Genomic DNA, 17,294 nt, shown 5'->3' with positions numbered 1-17,294 from the left:
TGAGGGGTTCGGCCCGCTTGCCGGCCCGGACCTCTCGCAAAGGCGGTGTGGCGTGCTCGATACCATCCTCTGGCTGCTCATTTTCATCTTTTCCCTGGTTTCGGCCGGGCACGCCCTGCTGACCAAGCGGGATCCGCGTGCCGCCCTGATCTGGGTCCTTATCTGCTTCACCCTGCCGGGGCTGGGAGCCGGACTCTACTGGCTGCTCGGCATCAACCGCATCCGCACCCGTGCCCGCGACTGGCAGACACGCGGCGAAGAGCGCCCCTGGCCGGAGCCGAACACCAGCTGCTGGCTGCCGCCGGTCGACGACGATCCGGTCTTTCTGCATGAAAACAACGCCGCCCTGCTCGCCCTGGCCGATGCCGTCACCCGCCGGCCGCTGGTCTCCGGCAACCTGGTCGAACCTCTGTTCAACGGCGAAGAGGCCTATCCGGCCATGCTCGAGGCGATCGAGTCGGCGCGACACGAGATCAACCTGGCGACATACATCTTCGGTTCGGGTCGCACCGGCAAGAAGTTCGTCGCCGCCCTGGAGGCGGCGGCCGAGCGGGGCGTCACCGTGCGGGTACTCATCGACGCCATCGGCGAGCGCTACGATTTTCCCCCGGCACGACGCCTGTTCCGCTCGAAAAAGGTGCGCATCGCCCGCTTTCTGCCGCCGTCGCTGTTTGGCCGCGGCATCTACCTGAACCTGCGCAACCACCGCAAGCTGCTGGTCATCGACAACCGCCTCGGTTTTACCGGCGGCATGAACATCGGCGACCGGCATCTGGCCTCCGACGTGCGCAATCCGCGCCGCACCGCCGATGTCCATTTCCGGGTGCAGGGGCCGGTGGTCGGTCAGCTGCAGGAGGCCTTTCTCGAAGACTGGGCCTTCGCCACCGGCGACCGGTTCCAGAATCCCGAGTATCCGCCCGCCGTTCCCGGCGGCCTCGCCTTCTGCCGTGGCATCAGTGCCGGTCCCAACGAGGATTTCGACAAGCTGATGTGGCTGCTGGTCGGCGCCTTCAACTCCGCCCGCGAGCACATCCGCATCATGACCCCCTACTTCATCCCCGACCGCCCCCTGCTGGTCGCCATCAACAGTGCCGCCCTGCGTGGTGTCAAGGTCGAGATCATCCTGCCGCAAAAGAACAACCTGCCCTACGTCGGCTGGGCCGCCCGCGCCTACTTCTGGGAACTGCTCCAGTACGGTGCCCGTATCTATTACCAGCCGCCCCCCTTCAACCACAGCAAGCTGCTGCTGGTCGACCACCATTACAGCCTGGTCGGTTCCGCCAACCTCGACCCGCGCAGCCTGCGGCTCAACTTCGAGTTCAACCTCACCGTCTTCGATCGCGAACTCAACTGGAAGCTGAGCCGGCACTTCGACGCCGTCCGCGACCAGTCCCGCCCCGTCACCCAGGCCGAAGTCGACGGCCGCCCCCTGCCCGTCAAGCTGCTCGATTCCGTCTGCAAGCTCTTCTCGCCGTATCTGTAAGTCCGAATTTCTTCCGGGTACTCATCGTCGTTCTCGGTCAGGAGATGCCGGTCGCCAAGATCGGCCGGCGAAAACATCCCTTGAACAGGGTTGAAAAAAAAAAACTGTTTAAACTTTTTTTGCCGCCCAAAGGTGTTAGAGTGAAACTTCAAGGCATAATCGAAAAAATACCGAACATGGTCAGGAAACCAAAGGACAGGAGGTTTTATGCGGGATTGGGGTAACGGCCCCTCCAGTGAAGAGTTGGAGAAGAAAATCGTCGATTTCGCCAACAAGGTGAAAAAAAAGATGCAGGGTGGCCGCTTCAAGCCGAGTCGTGGGCTGCTGTTGGTCGCTCTGATCATCATTCTCGGCTTCGGTGTCTTGGGAAGTTTCTACGAGGTCAATACCGAAGAGACGGCGGTCATTCTCCGCTTCGGCAAGTTCGCCGGTTTTTCCGGGTCGGGCCTCCACTTCAAGCTCCCCTTCGGTATCGATCGGATCTACACCGTGCCGACCGGCCGCGTTTTGAAGGAGGAGTTCGGTTTCCGTACCGTGAAGCCGGGTGTCCGTACGTCCTACACCAAGAAGGGGCTTGAGGAAGAGTCGCTGACATTGACCGGCGATCTGAACGTCAGTGACGTCGAATGGATCGTCCAGTACCAGATAGCCGACCCGTTCAAGTTCGTCTTCCGCATCAGCCGGCCGGTTGAAACCATCCGCGACATCTCCGAAGCGATGGTGCGCAAGGCGGTCGGCAACTCCAACGTCAGCAAGGTTCTGACCACCGAACGGGCCGAGCTCGCCGGCGAGATCGAGGCTGACCTGCAGAAAATTCTCAACGAATACGACATAGGCGTCCGCATCGTCACCGTCAAGTTCCAGGACGTGACACCGCCCGACCCGGTGAAGGCGGCCTTCAACGAAGTCAACGAGGCCGAACAGCAGAAGGAGAGCCTGATCTTCCAGGCCCGCGAACAGTACAACCGCGAGGTGCCGAAGGCCCGAGGTGAAGCGAAGAAGCTGATCCAGGAAGCCAAAGGTTATGCGACCGAACGGATCAACCGGGCCAGGGGCGAGGCCGACCGCTTCCTGTCGATCCTGACCGAGTATCGCAAGGCCCCGGAAGTCACCCGGCGCCGGATGTATCTCGAAACTCTCGAAGAGGTGTTGCCGAGGCTCGACGAGGTCTACATCCTCGACGAGCAGGGCGGAGCCATCCTTCCGTTGCTGCAGCTGCGCGGCGAGAAAGGAGGGGCCGGAAAATGAAAAAGTCCCTGATTGCGGTCCTTGTTGTGGCCGCCGTATTGATTGCCAAGGGCGGCTTCTATGTCGTCACCGAGGGTGAACAGGCCATCATCACCCAGTTCGGCGCCCCGGTCGGCGACGTCAAGTACGCCGGCATCCATTTCAAGATCCCGGTCATTCAGGATGTCATCCGGTTCGATCGACGTATCCTCAAGTGGGACGGCGACCCGAACCAGATTCCGACCAAGGACAAGAAATTCATCTGGATCGACACCACGGCCCGCTGGCGCATTACCGATCCGCTGCTTTTTTACAAGACCGTCGCCACCGAACTTGGCGCCCAGAGCCGCCTTGACGACATTATCGATTCGGTAGTGCGCGACGCCGTCTCCGGACGACTGCTGGTGGAACTGGTTCGCGGCAGCGATTATGTTCCGGAAAAGGGCGCCAGCGAACGTTTCGTGATCGATGGCGCCGAGATTCCGCGTGAAGAGATCATCGGTCGCGAGGAAATCATGCGCGGCATGCTGGAAAAGGCCAGGGCCAGCACTCCCGAGTACGGCATCGAACTGATCGATGTCCAGATCAAGCGGATCAACTATATCGAGCAGGTCAGGCGCAGCGTCTATGAGCGGATGATCAATGAACGCAAGAAAGTGGCGACCCAGTACCGTTCCGAAGGAGAGGGCGAAAAGGCCGACATCCTCGGCCAGATGGGGCGGGAGTTGAAGGAGATCCGTTCCGAGGCACTGCGACAGGCGCTCGAAATTCGCGGGCGTGGCGATGCCGAGGCCGCCGCGATCTATGCCGGGGCCTACAATCGGGACAAGGAGTTTTACGCCTTCTCGCGAACGCTCGAATCCTACAAGAAAGGGATCCGAAAAAACGGCCGCCTGATCATTTCCACCGATTCCGATTTCTTCAATTACCTGAAAAAGGCCCAATAGCCCCGAATTTCTGCTGCACGGAAAGGCAAAACAGGCGGGGGATGCGACAGCATCCCCCGCTTCGTTTTCATCGCAGTCGTGCAGGTCAGGGTGATAAGATTCCGTCCCCTTTTCAACCTCACCGGGGGGCTGGACGGCCTCGGGCAAGTACCATTCACGCCATCGACCCACGCAGCCTGCCCTGCCCCTCCCCGTCAGGCTGCTCGATTCCGTCTGCAAGCTCTCCTCGCCATATCTGTAGAAACCAGGTCCGAAGCGCCAGATTCGACTCGGAATGTGAGGCGAATAAGGCCGCCAATTGCCTCAGGGGACGGATTTGAGATTTTTTTGAGAAGCGGAGACTAATATGAGGCGTTCGTTTTTTCTGCCACCTCGTTGGAAAAGGGGCGACTCATGGCCGGGCACCTCAAATTCATCCGTTATTACTGGTTCGACAGGCAAGTTCGGGCAGGGCGCTATCCGAACGCAACGACTCTGGCCGAGCACTTTGAAATTTCAACCAAGACGGCGCAACGAAACATTGATTACATGCGCGACCAGTTGGCGATGCCGCTGGAATACGATTCCCGGCGCAAGGGCTATTACTACACAGACGTCGATTTTTCCCTGCCGGCCCTGCAGGTCAGCCAGAACGAATTGCTTGCCATTCTTCTGGCGCAAAATCTGCTTGCCGACAGTGCCGGCGGGCTCATCAGCCGCGAAATAGAACGCTTCGGCCGCAGGTTGTTTGCCGCCACCGATCATATCGGACTTGGCGCCGAGCGCATCGCCACCGCCTTTTCCGCCGTCTGGAACGCTTACACCCCCGCCGATCCCCGGGCCTTTCGCCTGGTCGCCGACAGTCTGCTGCAGTCGCGCCGGTTGCAGTTCCATTATTTCTCCCCTGCCAGTGGTGAACGCAGCGAGCGTCTGGTCGAGCCCTATCACCTGCAACATTACCTTGGCAGCTGGGTGCTGCTGGCCCGGTGTTGCGAGAAGCAGGACTGGAGAAAATTCAACCTGGGGCGGATGAGCGATGTGCAATTGACGTCTGATTCGTTTACCCCTCTGCCACCGGCTTCGTGGAAGCGTGAGCTGGAGGGAGCGTTCGGCCTGTTTCAGGGACTGAAACACCAGCAGGTCGTGCTGCATTTCAACGCTTACCGGGCGCGCTGGATCAGACATGAAATCTGGCATCCGGAACAGGAAGTCGAGGAATGCCCCGACGGGTCGCTGATTCTGCGCTTCAAGGTTGCGGATCTGCGTGAAATCAAGTTGCGGGTTCTGCAGTTCGGCGCGGATGTCGAAGTCCTGGCTCCGGAAGCCTTGCGCCGTGAAATTGTGGAAGAAGCGCAACGGATATCGGGACTGTATGCTGAAAAAAATCACATGTAGGACACCAGATGTCCCAGGTGGCGTGGCAGAATGGCGGCACGGTCAACAATCGAAGGGGGTCGTCATGCCGTTGAAGCGCCGCTCTTTTCTGAAGTCACTGCTGTCCGTCCCTGTTGCCCTGCTCCACCGGCCTGCCATTGCCCGGTCGCCGGACCGCGGCCTTCTGCTCAACCGCTTCAGTATCGCGGGGTTTCGCTATTACCAGGGAACGGCCCTGTTGCCGATACTGCGGCCAGGACAGACGTTGCAGCTTCGGGCGGAACCGGACAATCCCCATGATGCATTCGCCGTTCGCATCGAATGGAACGGTCGCAAGCTGGGCTATGTGCCCCGCAGAATTGTTGGTGTGGTGGCCCTGGAATCAAACAGGCACCCCGGCAGCCCGGCCAGAAAGGTGCACCTGGTGCTCGATGACGGGACCTTCTTCGAATTCTATGGAAGTGACCTCGATAACGCCAAAGGGTGCAAACCCTGCACTCTGGGTGACCCGCGCTGGACGATGAGCGGTGAATACACCATCGTGCAGGAATTTTGGGAGGAGGGTGCCGATCCGCGTTTGTACGAAGGAACATAGACTGGGTGAGCCTGTCGCTTCAATGTGAGATTTTTTTTGAGATTTTGCTGGTAGAGTGGCCGGCGATATTGGGGCGGCAAATCATGGAGGGGATCGTGAGTGAGGTGTTAAATTTCCTCTGGGCCAAATCAGATAGTAGTAATAAGGGTGATCTGCGGTGGCATCCATTGGTGCTTCATCTGCTTGATGTTGCGGCCAGTGCCGATGCCATTCTTGCCCGTGAGCCGAAATCGACTCGTCAGCGGCTTGCTGCCATCTTCGGAATGCCATGGGAAGAAGCACGCCCCTGGTTTCTTTTGATTGTCGCCTGCCACGATCTCGGTAAAGCCTGTCCGGGGTTCCAATGCAAATGGCCTGAACTTCTTTCCCGGCTTTCACTGAAGAATCCGCGCAGCCCCAGCACCGACATCAACCACGCTTTTGTCAGCCAGGGCGTACTCGCTGAATGGTTGCGGGCGCAGGATTGGCCTGATGACCTGGCCGATTTGGTAGCGGATGCCGTTGGTTGCCACCACGGGATGAGGGCCGCATCGAATACCCTCGATCGCCTCATGGGGGACCGGCGTGCCCTTGGCGAGAGCGACTGGGAGAAGGCCCGCCAGGAACTTCTGGAATCGCTGTTCACTGTTTTCAAGCCATCTAAGCCCCCAGCCAAGAAGACTTTGTCCGGTCCCGATTTCATGCTGCTGGCGGGGCTGACGAGTTTCGCCGATTGGATCGGTTCCAACGAGGACTGGTTTCCCTTTGGCAATTCCGACGATTGCCAGGATTTGCAGGGATGGTTTGAAAGGCGTCGCACACAGGCTGATCGTGCGCTCGATGCCATTGGCTGGTTGCCTCGGTCGCCGCTTTGTTCGGAAGAAAAATCCTTCGATCAGGTTTTTTCCTTTCAGCCTCGGCCGTTGCAAGAGGCAGTCGCCGAATTCCTGGCGGCGGTCAGCACCCCTTCCATTCTGCTGATGGAAGCCCCCATGGGTGAAGGCAAAACCGAAGCGGCATTTTACGGTCATCTGGCTTTGCAACGAAAATTCGGGCATCGCGGCTTGTATGTGGCCTTGCCCACCAAAGCCACCGGCAACGCCATGTTCGCCCGTACGCTCGGATTCATTAGCCGCCAGGGGAAGGATCGCCAGCTGGATCTGCAACTGCTCCACGGGGCGACTCAACTCAACGAGACATTTCAGAACCTCAGACTTTCAGGAATTCACGATGAGTCCTTTGGCGGGGAGGTCCGCGCTGGCGAATGGTTCACCCACAAGAAGCGGGCTCTTCTCTCGGAATACGGGGTGGGGACTGTGGATCAGGCACTGCTGACCATCCTGCCGGTGCGGCACCAGTTCGTACGGCTGTGGGGGTTGGCCAACCGGGTCGTGATTTTCGACGAAATCCACGCCTATGACAGCTATACCGGCACGCTTCTGGCCCACCTGCTACGTTGGCTATTGGCTCTGGGTTCTTCAGTCATTCTCCTGTCGGCAACCCTCTCGCCGTCCACTCGGAGGAAGTTGGCGGAAGTTGTAAAGGGTACGTTGCCCGAGCAGGAAGCTGATTACCCGCGCCTGACACTCTATTCTCCGGACAATGTGAAACAGGTGCACATCGAAGCTGATCCCGAGCGGCGGCGAGTAGTGCGTCTACAGTCACTTCCGGCCGATGTCACCAGTCTGCAAGCGGCTCTGATGGAGCATCTGGCAGACGGCGGCATGGGGCTCGCCCTGGTCAATACGGTCCAGCGTGCGCAGGATCTCTACCGCCTTTTTCCCGCGGGCGCCCCCCTGGTTCGGAATGGGCAGCGGGTCGGAAAACGATTGTCCGATGGCACCGAGATATTTCTTTTCCATGCCCGCTTCCCGGCGGAATGGCGACAACAGCGAGAGGATCAGGCCCTGGAGGTTTTCGGCGAAAAGGGTTGCCGAGCAGGCCGCAAAATTCTCATCGCCACCCAGGTCGCCGAACAGAGTCTCGATCTCGATTTTGACCTGATTGTCACCGATCTTGCTCCCATCGACCTGGTTCTGCAACGCGCCGGTCGTCTCTGGCGGCATCCCAGAAATGGCCGGCCGCTGACCGAACCGCTGCTGGTGATTGCCGGCCTCTCGGGTGATGAGCCGCCCGATTTCGGTCAGCCGCTTTGGTGGGGGGCTGTCTATCGCGAGGATGTACTGTTGCGGACCTGGTGCCTTTTGCGAGGCATGTCGACGTTGATATTGCCGGACCAGATCGACGCTCTGGTTGCCAGTGTTTATGAAGAAGAGGTCGAAGTGCCGGAAGCGCTTCAGGAGAGGTTGTGCGAGGCAATCATACAGGGGGACGGTGCCGATTATTCCAGAAAAAACCAGGCGAACCATGCCTTCATCGGATTCCCCGATGATGCTTCCTGGAACGACACCGGGCGTGGGGTTAAGGCCGACGAGGACGAGCCCGGCCTGCATCCGACTCTGATTGCTCAGACCCGACTTGGCGATCCCTCGGTCGTGGTTATCCCGCTGTTCCCAGGAGATGGCTTCGATCCGACCAGCCCCCCGGAGTTTTTCAAAGCCAGAGCATGGTCATTGCGTTCGATGAGCCTTTCGCGCAAGGGGGTGGTCAGGCGTTGTCAGGCCCTGGGGGTGCCCGAAGCCTGGAAGAAATCTACATTACTGCGAAACTCCTTTCCCCTGGAACTAAATGAAGAGGGCCGGTGGAAGCTGGATGAGTCAGTGCGCCTGGATGACGATCTCGGATTAGTTTACGACACAAAGGAGGAGGCATGAGTCGATTTAACCTGATTGATGAGAAATGGATTCCGGTCCGTTTGCTTAACGGGCGTCGGGACGAATTGGGGATTCGCGAAACCCTGCTTGATGCAAAGAAAATCGCCGCCATCGAAGACCCCTCTCCCCTGGTTGTCGCTGCCCTGCACCGCTTCCTGCTGGCCGTCCTCTATCGCGCCCTTGAGGGACCCACCGATTTCGATCAGGCCAGGGATCTGTTCCGCTCCGGCTTTCCGGTGGCGAAGATCAACGCCTATCTCGAAAAATGGCGAGACAGGTTCTGGCTCTTCCATGAGAAATACCCGTTCGGACAGGTCCCGTCCTTCACACCGAAAATCTGGCGGGCCTGGACGGCACTGGCGACTGAACATAATGCCGATAACGCCAAGATTCTGTTCGATCACGTCGTTGTCGATTCCCCCGGGAGTATTTCGTCGGCGGCTGCAGCTCGCTGGATTCTGGCCACTCAGACATATGCGGTCAGCTGTGGCAAGAGCGAACTTGCCCACACCGGCACAGCCCCTTCCGCGACCGCGGTTATGGCCCTGCCTCTAGCCCGCAATCTCGAGGAAACCCTCATTTTTTCTCTGGTCCCTCAAAATCGGGCGGTCATACAGAATGACCTCCCTCTCTGGGAGCGAGAACCTGAGACGGTCGAAGATCTCAAAAAAGGGATCGCTCGCCCACCTGGCGGGCTGGCCGATCTGTTCAGCTGGCGCACCCGCTCTATCCGTTTGAAGGAGGAAAAAGACGGACACGTGAGTCAATTGGCATTCGCTTCAGGTGTTGGCATTGCTGCCACCGATTACATCGACCCGATGGTTGGCTATCGCGAGGATGTAAAGCTTGGCAGACTGCCACTTCAATTTCGCGAGCGCGGAATCTGGCGGGATTTTGATTCTCTGCTGCCTGACGATTCGAAACTCGCGCCCCAGGTTATTGAACATGCGGCGCGGCTTGCGAAAACGGATCGGGAGAGGCTGCCCAGGTCGGTGATGATCCTTGGCCAGGCGAACAACAAGGCAAAGATCGAGTTCTGGCGCATGGAGCGCTTCACACTCCCTGAAGCTTTGGCGGGCAACCGTTACATAAGATCAGATATCCGCCAGTTTCTTATGGATGCGGAAGGGGCCCAAAAGGCGCTTTGGCAGGCATGCCGCAACTTTGCGCGTGATTTGCTTGGTCGCGGTAATCGCGAGCCAGCCGCAAAGGATATCAGTGCTTTCGTCGAGCAGATGCCTGTTTCTCCGAGGTACTGGTCCATCCTGGAGACAAGATTTCATGAAATCTTGTCGGAATTCACGCTTGATCGAGACCCAGAGGATATCCGAGGGCTTTGGTTGAAGTTTGTCAGACACGCATTAAGCGAAGCCTGGGAGCATCAAAGGTTATCTGTATCCACAGGTAATGCGTGGGCCATCAGGGCGCTGGCCAGAGCAGAAGGACCACTGAGCCGCAAGCTACATGAACTTACTAACGAAATCGCCAAACTCGAACCGCAAGAGGAGGGAGTATGAGTGCATTTTTCGAGTGGCTGGAAGATCTGAATGCCCGTGACAGAAAAGTGAGGGCCGTGCTCAGGCGAAGCCTTGCGTATGAGCCGGGCGCATTTCCCCCCGCCTACCCCTATGTCGAGCCATTTCTTCCCGATGAATCCAGCGAGTGGCGACGCGGTATGCACTACCTCGCCGCCGGACTCTGGGCCCTGCATTGGCGCGAAGGGCGGCAGGGGCAACCGATGTCTCTTGGCAGAGCGTGCGCAGCTTATCAAAGTGCCAACGGTTCCTTGAGTACGGAACAACGATTTGTCGCCTTGCTGGATGCAGACAGAGATCAACTTCTTCATCGTTTGCGCCAGATGGTTGCACTGCTCAAAGACTATCCACTCGATTTTGGCAGTTTGCTGAGCGACCTTCTGGCCTGGAACAATCCCCGCAAACCGGTTCAGAATCGCTGGGCGCGCGACTATTACAGGAGCGCCGCAACCAACACTACCATCGAATCCAACACACAGGAGGAGAATGTCCAATGAAGACGCTGATTGAAATCCATGCCTTGCAGAATTTCGCCCCGTCGAACCTCAACCGCGACGACACCGGCGCACCCAAGGATGCCATTTTCGGCGGCACCCGCCGCGCTCGGGTTTCCAGCCAGTGTTTCAAACGCGCTGTGCGCCGGTATTTCACAGATTTGATGGAGCGGGCCGCACTTGAGGAGACTGATGTGGCCTTCCGGACCAAGCGGGTTCTCGAGGAAATCACTGCAGCCCTGAAAGACAAGGGGCATGACGAGGACGAAGCCAGAGAAAAGGCCAAATTGGCGCTGGCCGCCATGGAAATTTCGGTGAAGGACGATGGCAAGACCGAATATCTCCTGTTCCTCGGCAAACGGGAGATCGCTGCGCTGGCCGACATTATTCATGAAAAGTGGGAATTGATCTCGCCTGCGGCCGAATCGGTGGCGGAAGGGAAGAAAGCTGGTAAAGCCAAGAAACGGGCGGCGCAGAATGCCGATCCCGAGCTGAAGAAGGCTCTCGACAAGGTGTTCAACGGCGGCAAAGCGGTGGATGTCGCGCTTTTCGGTCGCATGCTGGCCGATCTTCCGGAGAAGAATCAGGATGCCGCCTGCCAGGTGGCCCACGCCATTTCGACCCATGCCGTCGACCGCGAGTTCGACTTTTATACGGCGGTGGACGATCTCAAGCCGGAGGACACGGCGGGTGCCGATATGATGGGGACAGTGGAATTCAATTCCGCCTGTTTCTATCGTTACGCAGTCGTGGACTGGGAAAAACTCGTTGACAATCTTCAGGGCGATGCCGAGCTGGCCCGGAAAGGGCTGCGGGCGTTCTTGGAAGGCTTTGTGGTGGCCGCGCCCACCGGCAAGCAGAATACTTTCGCAGCCCACAACCCGCCCGAATTTGTGGCCATTGCTGTCCGCCGCAACACGGCACCACGCAGCCTGGCAAATGCCTTTGAAACCGCTATCCGAGTCGGTAAGGGGGAATCTTTAACCCGGAAATCAGCCGAAGCTATGACGGAAAAAGCCCGGATATTGCAGGCCGCCTATGGCGGTGACGAGCAGACGTTGGTGCTCAATCTTGCTGGTGCCCGGCACGAAGGGTTCGGCTGCGTCGTGGCATCATTGAAAGAGTTGTTGGACGGGACCCTCGCAGCCGTACAGGAGTGAGCCATGCCGACCTTGTTGCTTCGGCTGGTGGGACCCATGCAATCGTGGGGAACGACCAGTCGCTTTGACCAGCGTGACACCGGCAAAGAGCCGAGCAAATCGGGTGTACTGGGTCTGATTGCCGCCGCGATGGGAATCGACCGCGAAAACTGGACAGACCTCGAGCCACTGACCAGGCTGGTCATGGGGGTACGTCATGACCGACCGGGCATCCCGAAGAGGGATTACCAGACAGCGGGCTGTGCCAAGGGAGACAGGGTCATCAAGGCGGACGGAAGACTCTCCAGGGATGGTATCGTTTCACGCCGGGATTATCTGGCCGATGCCGCCTTTCTGGTGGGGTTGTCCGGAAATGACCGTTCTCTGCTGGAGCGTGTGCATGCAGCCCTGCACGATCCTGTCTGGCCGTTGGCATTGGGGAGAAAGTCCTATGTCCCGTCCGAGCCTGTCTGGCTTAGAGACGGGATTCAGGATGCCGGGCTGGCGGACACCCTGAGGAGCTATCCATGGATCGCTTCCCCCCGAGACTGGGAAAGTGTCCCCGAGAGGTTGCGGCTTTCCATGGAATCGGATGCTGGTTCAGGCCTTCTCAGGATGGACCAGCCGTTGTCTTCCTTCGCCGAGCGTCGTTTCGGGGCCCGATATGTAAGCTCGGAATGGATCCCCTTCCCGCAGGAGGTGCCCCATGTACCTGCATAGAATTCACCTCAATCTTCGCTGCCGCGAAGCAAGACGTGATCTGTCCGACCCCTACCAGCTGCACGCGACCTTGTGCCGTGCCTTCAGCCCACCGGAATCAAAGTGCCCGAAGGGAGGATTTCTTTGGCGTCTCGAACCGGAGACGGATGCCCTTGGACAGCCTCGCATTCTGGTACAGAGCAGGACACTGCCAGACTGGGAGCGGATCGGCGTGAAAGACTGGCTGGCAGATATTGCCCCTGCCATAGACCTGATGGACCGCCTCAACATCGATTCTCTCAAGGCCGGGCAACGGTTTCGCTTCCGGTTGCGTGCCAATCCCAGCGTCTGTAGAGCAGGGAAGAGGCTGGGTTTGCTGCGTCAGGAGGAGCAGGAACAATGGATCGAAAGGAAGGGACAGCTTCATGGCTTCGCCATGCCTCGTTTTGCTGCGTTCGACTTGACTGAATCGCCGCAAAGTCGAATAGACGTGCGCATTTCCCAAGAACAGATGCTGCGCGGGCGACAGCACTCCGGAAACCAGATACGGGTCTTTTCAGTGCTGTATGATGGCATCCTCACCGTGACGCACGAGGACAAGTTCAGGGGCGCTTTGCAGACTGGGATTGGGCACGGCAAGGTCATGGGGCTTGGACTCCTGTCTGTGGTGCCGATGGCGGAGTGACAACCAACATCGGCCCCGCCAAAGCCTTCGGCTGCGGCCTGCTGTCGCTGGCTCCTGCGTGATGATGCAGAGCTCTCCCTTTGACCGCTTGTAGCTTATAAGTTACAATTATGCCGACATATCCTTACCAAGATCGACTACTACGTCACCGAACGGGGTGACAAACCCTTCAAGGATTGGCTCGAAGGGTTGCGTGATGTGCAGGGTCGGGCGCGCATCCGGGTGCGCCTGGATCGAGAGCGTCTCGGAAATCTGGGAGATCATCGTTCGGTAGGCGAGGGCGTTTTTTTAGCTCCGCATCAATTTCGGCCCGGGGTATCGTGTCTATTTGGGTATCGAGGGACGGCGCGCGCTTGGTGCTGTTGCTGCTCGGGGGTGACAAGTCGTCACAGAGGCGAGACATTGCTCGCTCGAAGTGAATATTGGCGGTACCATCAAAGGAGATCGGCGAATGGCTGAACAGACATCCTACCAACGTGACCTGATCGAATCGCTCAAAGACCCGGTTGAGGCGGCCGCATACCTCAACGCGGCTATCGAGGAGGGGGATCGCGCTGTGTTTCTGCTGGCCCTGCGTAATGTTGCCGAAGCCTGCGGCGGCATGAGCGCCCTGGCTCGAAAAGCCCAGCTCAGCCGCGAAAGCCTCTACCGAACCTTGTCAAACCGTGGCAATCCGGAGATCAAGAGCCTCACCGCGATTCTGCACGCCATGGGGCTGCGCCTGGCTATCGAACCGGAAAAGCGAAACCAGTCGGTCGCCTGACAATTGACAATTCCAGCTACGGGAGGGGGATTTGACCGAGCCGATTCTGCCACCGCTGAAACCGATCCCGATGAAAGACCGGGTATCGGTGTTGTTCGTCGAAAAGGGCCATCTCGATGTTCTCGACGGGGCCTTCGTGCTGGTCGACAAAAATGGTGTGCGAACCCATATCCCTCTTGGTGGGGTCGCCTGCCTGATGCTGGAGCCGGGGACTCGGGTATCGCATGCGGCAGCTGTGCTGGCGGCTCGAGTCGGTTGCCTTCTGGTGTGGGTAGGCGAGGCCGGGGTACGGATGTACGCGGCAGGTCAGCCCGGTGGTGCCCGGGCTGACCGTCTTTTGTATCAGGCCAAATTGGCTCTTGATGATACCGCACGCTTGAAAGTCGTTCGCAAGATGTATGAATTGCGGTTCAAAGAGAAACCGCCGGAACGACGTAGTGTCGAACAGCTCCGCGGGATTGAAGGGGTACGGGTACGCAAAATGTACGAGCTCATTGCTCGGCAGTATGGTGTGCCATGGCGAAAGCGCAACTACGACCATACTCAGTGGGGCAGCGGTGACATCCCGAATCGCTGTCTGTCAGCGGCTACTGCTTGTCTTTACGGCATCACCGAAGCGGCCATCCTTGCGGCTGGCTACGCGCCGGCCGTAGGGTTTATCCATACAGGCAAACCCCAGTCATTTGTCTATGACATTGCCGATATTTTCAAATTCGACACGGTGGTTCCTGTGGCGTTCAGGATCGCTGCGAAAAAGCCTTATGATCTTGAGCGTCAGGTTCGCTTGGCCTGCCGGGATGCGTTTCGCCAGACCAAGCTCCTCAAGCGGATCATTCCGGCCATCGAAGAGGTGCTGAATGCCGGTGAGTTAGATCCGCCTAAACCGCACGCTGAGGCGGTTGAGATGGCAATTCCGAATAAGGAAGGGATTGGCGATGCTGGTCATCGTGGTTGAAAATGCCCCGGCGCGTTTGCGGGGCCGTCTAGCTCTATGGCTATTGGAAGTGCGGGCAGGTGTTTATGTGGGGAAGGTATCGAAACGGGTCCGTGAGATGATCTGGAACAATCTAGAAAAGGGGATCGACAATGGCAATGCAGTGATGGCTTGGAGCTCCAATACCGAATCCGGGTTTGATTTCATGACCTTGGGAGCCAACCGCCGTATCCCGAAAGAAATGGATGGTCTCAAGTTGGTTTCTTTCCTTCCGACAGATGGTTTGTCGGATAGCCCCAGGGTGTATGGGAAGTGAGGGATTTTATTTGGTAAGGTTAGTTGATCTTTGAAAACATAATATTTTCGATTAGATAGAAGAAGTGTGTTCCCCGCACCCGCGGGGATGAACCGACGCCGCCCGACGGCTGGCCGATGCGAAAATCGTGTTCCCCGCACCCGCGGGGATGAACCGCCATGGGGCTGTCGGTCAACCAACTGACGGCCGTGTTCCCCGCACCCGCGGGGATGAACCGGTCTACCTTTCTTCACAGACCCTGTACGACAGGTGTTCCCCGCACCCGCGGGGATGAACCGATTTCTTTTCTCAAGCTCTTGCGGTCGCTCAGGTGTTCCCCGCACCCGCGGGGATGAACCGAATGGATTTCAACCCTTACTCAATGGCTGAAAGTGTTCCCCGCACCCGCGGGGATGAACCGACTGAACCCGGCGCCCTGTGCATCCAGCACTGGTGTTCCCCGCACCCGCGGGGATGAACCGGCATTTAACCTTGGTGCGACTCCGCCTGCATTTGTGTTCCCCGCACCCGCGGGGATGAACCGCAGGCTTGCCGGGATGGGCTGCTGATTCCCTTGTGTTCCCCGCACCCGCGGGGATGAACCGCTCACACTGGTCTACGACAACACTACCTGTTGGTGTTCCCCGCACCCGCGGGGATGAACCGGTTACGCACGGCTGGCTGTCGGCGCGAACTACGTGTTCCCCGCACCCGCGGGGATGAACCGCTCGAACGCAACAACACCCGCAGCTATCTGGGGTGTTCCCCGCACCCGCGGGGATGAACCGTGGGTTGGCGCTCCCTCGATCATCCGGACCGGGTGTTCCCCGCACCCGCGGGGATGAACCGAGTCATCAATCACACATCCGGCCAGGCTCATGGTGTTCCCCGCACCCGCGGGGATGAACCGTCCCCACCAGTCGGGGTTGTCGCTTGTCCATGGTGTTCCCCGCACCCGCGGGGATGAACCGAGGAAGAGCATTTTTGAAAGGAGATAGGTGATGTGTTCCCCGCACCCGCGGGGATGAACCTGCTGCCGGTCATGGTATTACGGCGACTACGACGTGTTCCCCGCACCCGCGGGGATGAACCGTGATAACAGCTCCGGCTGTAATCGATATACCAGTGTTCCCCGCACCCGCGGGGATGAACCGGCCGAGACTGATTCCGAGGTTCATTTTTTCCTGTGTTCCCCGCACCCGCGGGGATGAACCGGGGTCGATACCCTTGTCACGTGCGTCGGCCATGTGTTCCCCGCACCCGCGGGGATGAACCGTGGCTGTTTTTATTTGGTCGGGGCGAGAGGATGTGTTCCCCGCACCCGCGGGGATGAACCGGACGCGCCGGAGGGCAAGCGTGTGGTCACCACGTGTTCCCCGCACCCGCGGGGATGAACCGATAAACCAGCGCCTTGTGCCGCGAGTGTCACGGTGTTCCCCGCACCCGCGGGGATGAACCGAGAAAGCCCGGGAGGCCCGCAACCTGCTGGACGTGTTCCCCGCACCCGCGGGGATGAACCGGTCGAAATCGTCTGCCACATCACCGGCAACCCGTGTTCCCCGCACCCGCGGGGATGAACCGAGTTCATCGGCGGCCTGCGCGATGCCGGCGAGGTGTTCCCCGCACCCGCGGGGATGAACCGTCTTAGCCCTTGGCGCTGTGCTTGGCAAGTGCGTGTTCCCCGCACCCGCGGGGATGAACCGCATCTTTTCTGCCGGGAGCATTGGGAGCAGCAGTGTTCCCCGCACCCGCGGGGATGAACCGCGGCTGTTTTTATTTGGTCGGGGCGAGAGGATGTGTTCCCCGCACCCGCGGGGATGAACCGCGAGAGAGACAGGCCCGGTGGAAGGCGGCACAGTGTTCCCCGCACCCGCGGGGATGAACCGGTGGTCGATCATCCCCGAAAGCGTGAGGGGGGGGGTTCCCCGCACCCGCGGGGATGAACCGCTCGCCCACCATGTGTGGGTGGAGTTCCAGCCGTGTTCCCCGCACCCGCGGGGATGAACCGGATTGTCTCGATTATCTCAACGGCCTGATTGGGTGTTCCCCGCACCCGCGGGGATGAACCGAGAACTGAATCGTCAACTGCACGGAATTTACTGTGTTCCCCGCACCCGCGGGGATGAACCGAATATGTTGAGAAAAAGTCGAGGTGAGGGCGAGTGTTCCCCGCACCCGCGGGGATGAACCGGCCTGCAAGCAGATTCAGCGGCTTGCGGAGACGTGTTCCCCGCACCCGCGGGGATGAACCGCAGGGATATGAGCGGGAAGAGGCGCATGGGTTGTGTTCCCCGCACCCGCGGGGATGAACCGCGTCAGGGCCACCTGCTCGAGGCGCTGGCTCGGTGTTCCCCGCACCCGCGGGGATGAACCGCAGTCGATCCCTCAGCTG

Annotated in this window: 14 protein-coding genes, 1 pseudogene and 1 CRISPR repeat array (1 of these 16 only partly in view); all 15 genes and pseudogenes read left to right on the top strand. The window is 59.1% G+C overall.

From position 1 onward, the window contains the following. Positions 1-52 precede the first annotated feature (52 nt). Entirely contained in the window at positions 53-1,483 is a 1,431-nt protein-coding gene (gene cls / locus EDC39_RS10185; protein WP_148896275.1) for a cardiolipin synthase, read from the top strand. A gap of 207 nt (positions 1,484-1,690) precedes the next feature. After that, positions 1,691-2,731 (top strand): FtsH protease activity modulator HflK, encoded by a 1,041-nt coding sequence (gene hflK / locus EDC39_RS10180; protein WP_187426741.1) that lies wholly within the window; start codon positions 1,691-1,693, stop codon positions 2,729-2,731. After that, positions 2,728-3,657, top strand: a complete 930-nt coding sequence (hflC, locus tag EDC39_RS10175; protein WP_148896274.1) for a protease modulator HflC — start codon at positions 2,728-2,730, stop codon at positions 3,655-3,657. Before hflK ends, hflC begins: the two co-directional genes overlap by 4 nt. Before the next feature lie 393 nt (positions 3,658-4,050). Then, the gene (locus EDC39_RS10170; RefSeq protein WP_148896273.1) at positions 4,051-5,031 is read left to right on the top strand and encodes a helix-turn-helix transcriptional regulator; all 981 of its coding nucleotides are present in this window, start codon (positions 4,051-4,053) and stop codon (positions 5,029-5,031) included. Next, a complete protein-coding gene (locus tag EDC39_RS10165) occupies positions 5,009-5,605 on the top strand; it encodes an HIRAN domain-containing protein (protein WP_222862867.1) in 597 nt (198 codons plus the stop codon). The genes EDC39_RS10170 and EDC39_RS10165 overlap by 23 nt, the downstream gene beginning before the upstream one ends. Positions 5,606-5,610: 5 nt before the next feature. Beyond that, entirely contained in the window at positions 5,611-8,358 is a 2,748-nt protein-coding gene (cas3, locus tag EDC39_RS10160; protein ID WP_246140231.1) for a CRISPR-associated helicase Cas3', read from the top strand. Continuing rightward, positions 8,355-9,875, top strand: a complete 1,521-nt coding sequence (gene casA, locus EDC39_RS10155; RefSeq protein WP_148896272.1) for a type I-E CRISPR-associated protein Cse1/CasA — start codon at positions 8,355-8,357, stop codon at positions 9,873-9,875. The genes cas3 and casA overlap by 4 nt, the downstream gene beginning before the upstream one ends. Continuing rightward, positions 9,872-10,390, top strand: a complete 519-nt coding sequence (gene casB / locus EDC39_RS10150) for a type I-E CRISPR-associated protein Cse2/CasB (RefSeq protein ID WP_148896271.1) — start codon at positions 9,872-9,874, stop codon at positions 10,388-10,390. Before casA ends, casB begins: the two co-directional genes overlap by 4 nt. Continuing rightward, positions 10,387-11,547, top strand: coding sequence for a type I-E CRISPR-associated protein Cas7/Cse4/CasC (cas7e, locus tag EDC39_RS10145; RefSeq protein ID WP_148896270.1), 1,161 nt, complete (start codon positions 10,387-10,389; stop codon positions 11,545-11,547). The genes casB and cas7e overlap by 4 nt, the downstream gene beginning before the upstream one ends. A 3-nt stretch (positions 11,548-11,550) precedes the next feature. Beyond that, entirely contained in the window at positions 11,551-12,246 is a 696-nt protein-coding gene (gene cas5e, locus EDC39_RS10140) for a type I-E CRISPR-associated protein Cas5/CasD (protein ID WP_148896269.1), read from the top strand. Further along, on the top strand, positions 12,233-12,910 hold the full coding sequence (gene cas6e, locus EDC39_RS10135) for a type I-E CRISPR-associated protein Cas6/Cse3/CasE (protein WP_148896268.1): 678 nt from the start codon (positions 12,233-12,235) through the stop codon (positions 12,908-12,910). The genes cas5e and cas6e overlap by 14 nt, the downstream gene beginning before the upstream one ends. 120 nt (positions 12,911-13,030) lie before the next feature. Further along, positions 13,031-13,369: pseudogene (locus EDC39_RS15860) on the top strand (type II toxin-antitoxin system RelE/ParE family toxin). Next, positions 13,362-13,673 (top strand): addiction module antidote protein, encoded by a 312-nt coding sequence (locus EDC39_RS10125; RefSeq protein WP_148896267.1) that lies wholly within the window; start codon positions 13,362-13,364, stop codon positions 13,671-13,673. Before EDC39_RS15860 ends, EDC39_RS10125 begins: the two are co-directional and overlap by 8 nt. 70 nt (positions 13,674-13,743) lie before the next feature. Next, a complete protein-coding gene (cas1e, locus tag EDC39_RS10120; RefSeq protein WP_148896356.1) occupies positions 13,744-14,628 on the top strand; it encodes a type I-E CRISPR-associated endonuclease Cas1e in 885 nt (294 codons plus the stop codon). Further along, positions 14,609-14,923 carry a type I-E CRISPR-associated endoribonuclease Cas2e gene (cas2e, locus tag EDC39_RS10115; protein WP_148896266.1) on the top strand — a complete coding sequence of 105 codons (315 nt, stop codon included), beginning with the start codon at positions 14,609-14,611 and terminating at the stop codon, positions 14,921-14,923. Before cas1e ends, cas2e begins: the two co-directional genes overlap by 20 nt. 66 nt (positions 14,924-14,989) lie before the next feature. After that, positions 14,990-17,294: direct repeats of the CRISPR family, unit length 29 nt; unit sequence GTGTTCCCCGCACCCGCGGGGATGAACCG (it continues 1,021 nt past the right edge of the window).

Origin of the sequence: Geothermobacter ehrlichii (genome assembly GCF_008124615.1) — a bacterium.
Classification (GTDB): domain Bacteria; phylum Desulfobacterota; class Desulfuromonadia; order Desulfuromonadales; family Geothermobacteraceae; genus Geothermobacter; species Geothermobacter ehrlichii.
Note: the sequence above shows the minus strand (reverse complement) of the source record. Positions and strands in the feature narration are given on the sequence as shown.

Bases quoted from the DNA above. Each gene is read 5' to 3' on its own strand.
- hflK (WP_187426741.1), top strand. From the start codon at position 1,691: ATGCGGGATTGGGGTAACGGCCCCTCCAGTGAAGAGTTGGAGAAGAAA.
- hflC (WP_148896274.1), top strand. From the start codon at position 2,728: ATGAAAAAGTCCCTGATTGCGGTCCTTGTTGTGGCCGCCGTATTGATT.
- EDC39_RS10170 (WP_148896273.1), top strand. From the start codon at position 4,051: ATGGCCGGGCACCTCAAATTCATCCGTTATTACTGGTTCGACAGGCAA.
- EDC39_RS10165 (WP_222862867.1), top strand. From the start codon at position 5,009: ATGCTGAAAAAAATCACATGTAGGACACCAGATGTCCCAGGTGGCGTG.
- casA (WP_148896272.1), top strand. From the start codon at position 8,355: ATGAGTCGATTTAACCTGATTGATGAGAAATGGATTCCGGTCCGTTTG.
- casB (WP_148896271.1), top strand. From the start codon at position 9,872: ATGAGTGCATTTTTCGAGTGGCTGGAAGATCTGAATGCCCGTGACAGA.
- cas7e (WP_148896270.1), top strand. From the start codon at position 10,387: ATGAAGACGCTGATTGAAATCCATGCCTTGCAGAATTTCGCCCCGTCG.
- cas5e (WP_148896269.1), top strand. From the start codon at position 11,551: ATGCCGACCTTGTTGCTTCGGCTGGTGGGACCCATGCAATCGTGGGGA.
- cas6e (WP_148896268.1), top strand. From the start codon at position 12,233: ATGTACCTGCATAGAATTCACCTCAATCTTCGCTGCCGCGAAGCAAGA.
- EDC39_RS10125 (WP_148896267.1), top strand. From the start codon at position 13,362: ATGGCTGAACAGACATCCTACCAACGTGACCTGATCGAATCGCTCAAA.
- cas1e (WP_148896356.1), top strand. From the start codon at position 13,744: ATGAAAGACCGGGTATCGGTGTTGTTCGTCGAAAAGGGCCATCTCGAT.
- cas2e (WP_148896266.1), top strand. From the start codon at position 14,609: ATGCTGGTCATCGTGGTTGAAAATGCCCCGGCGCGTTTGCGGGGCCGT.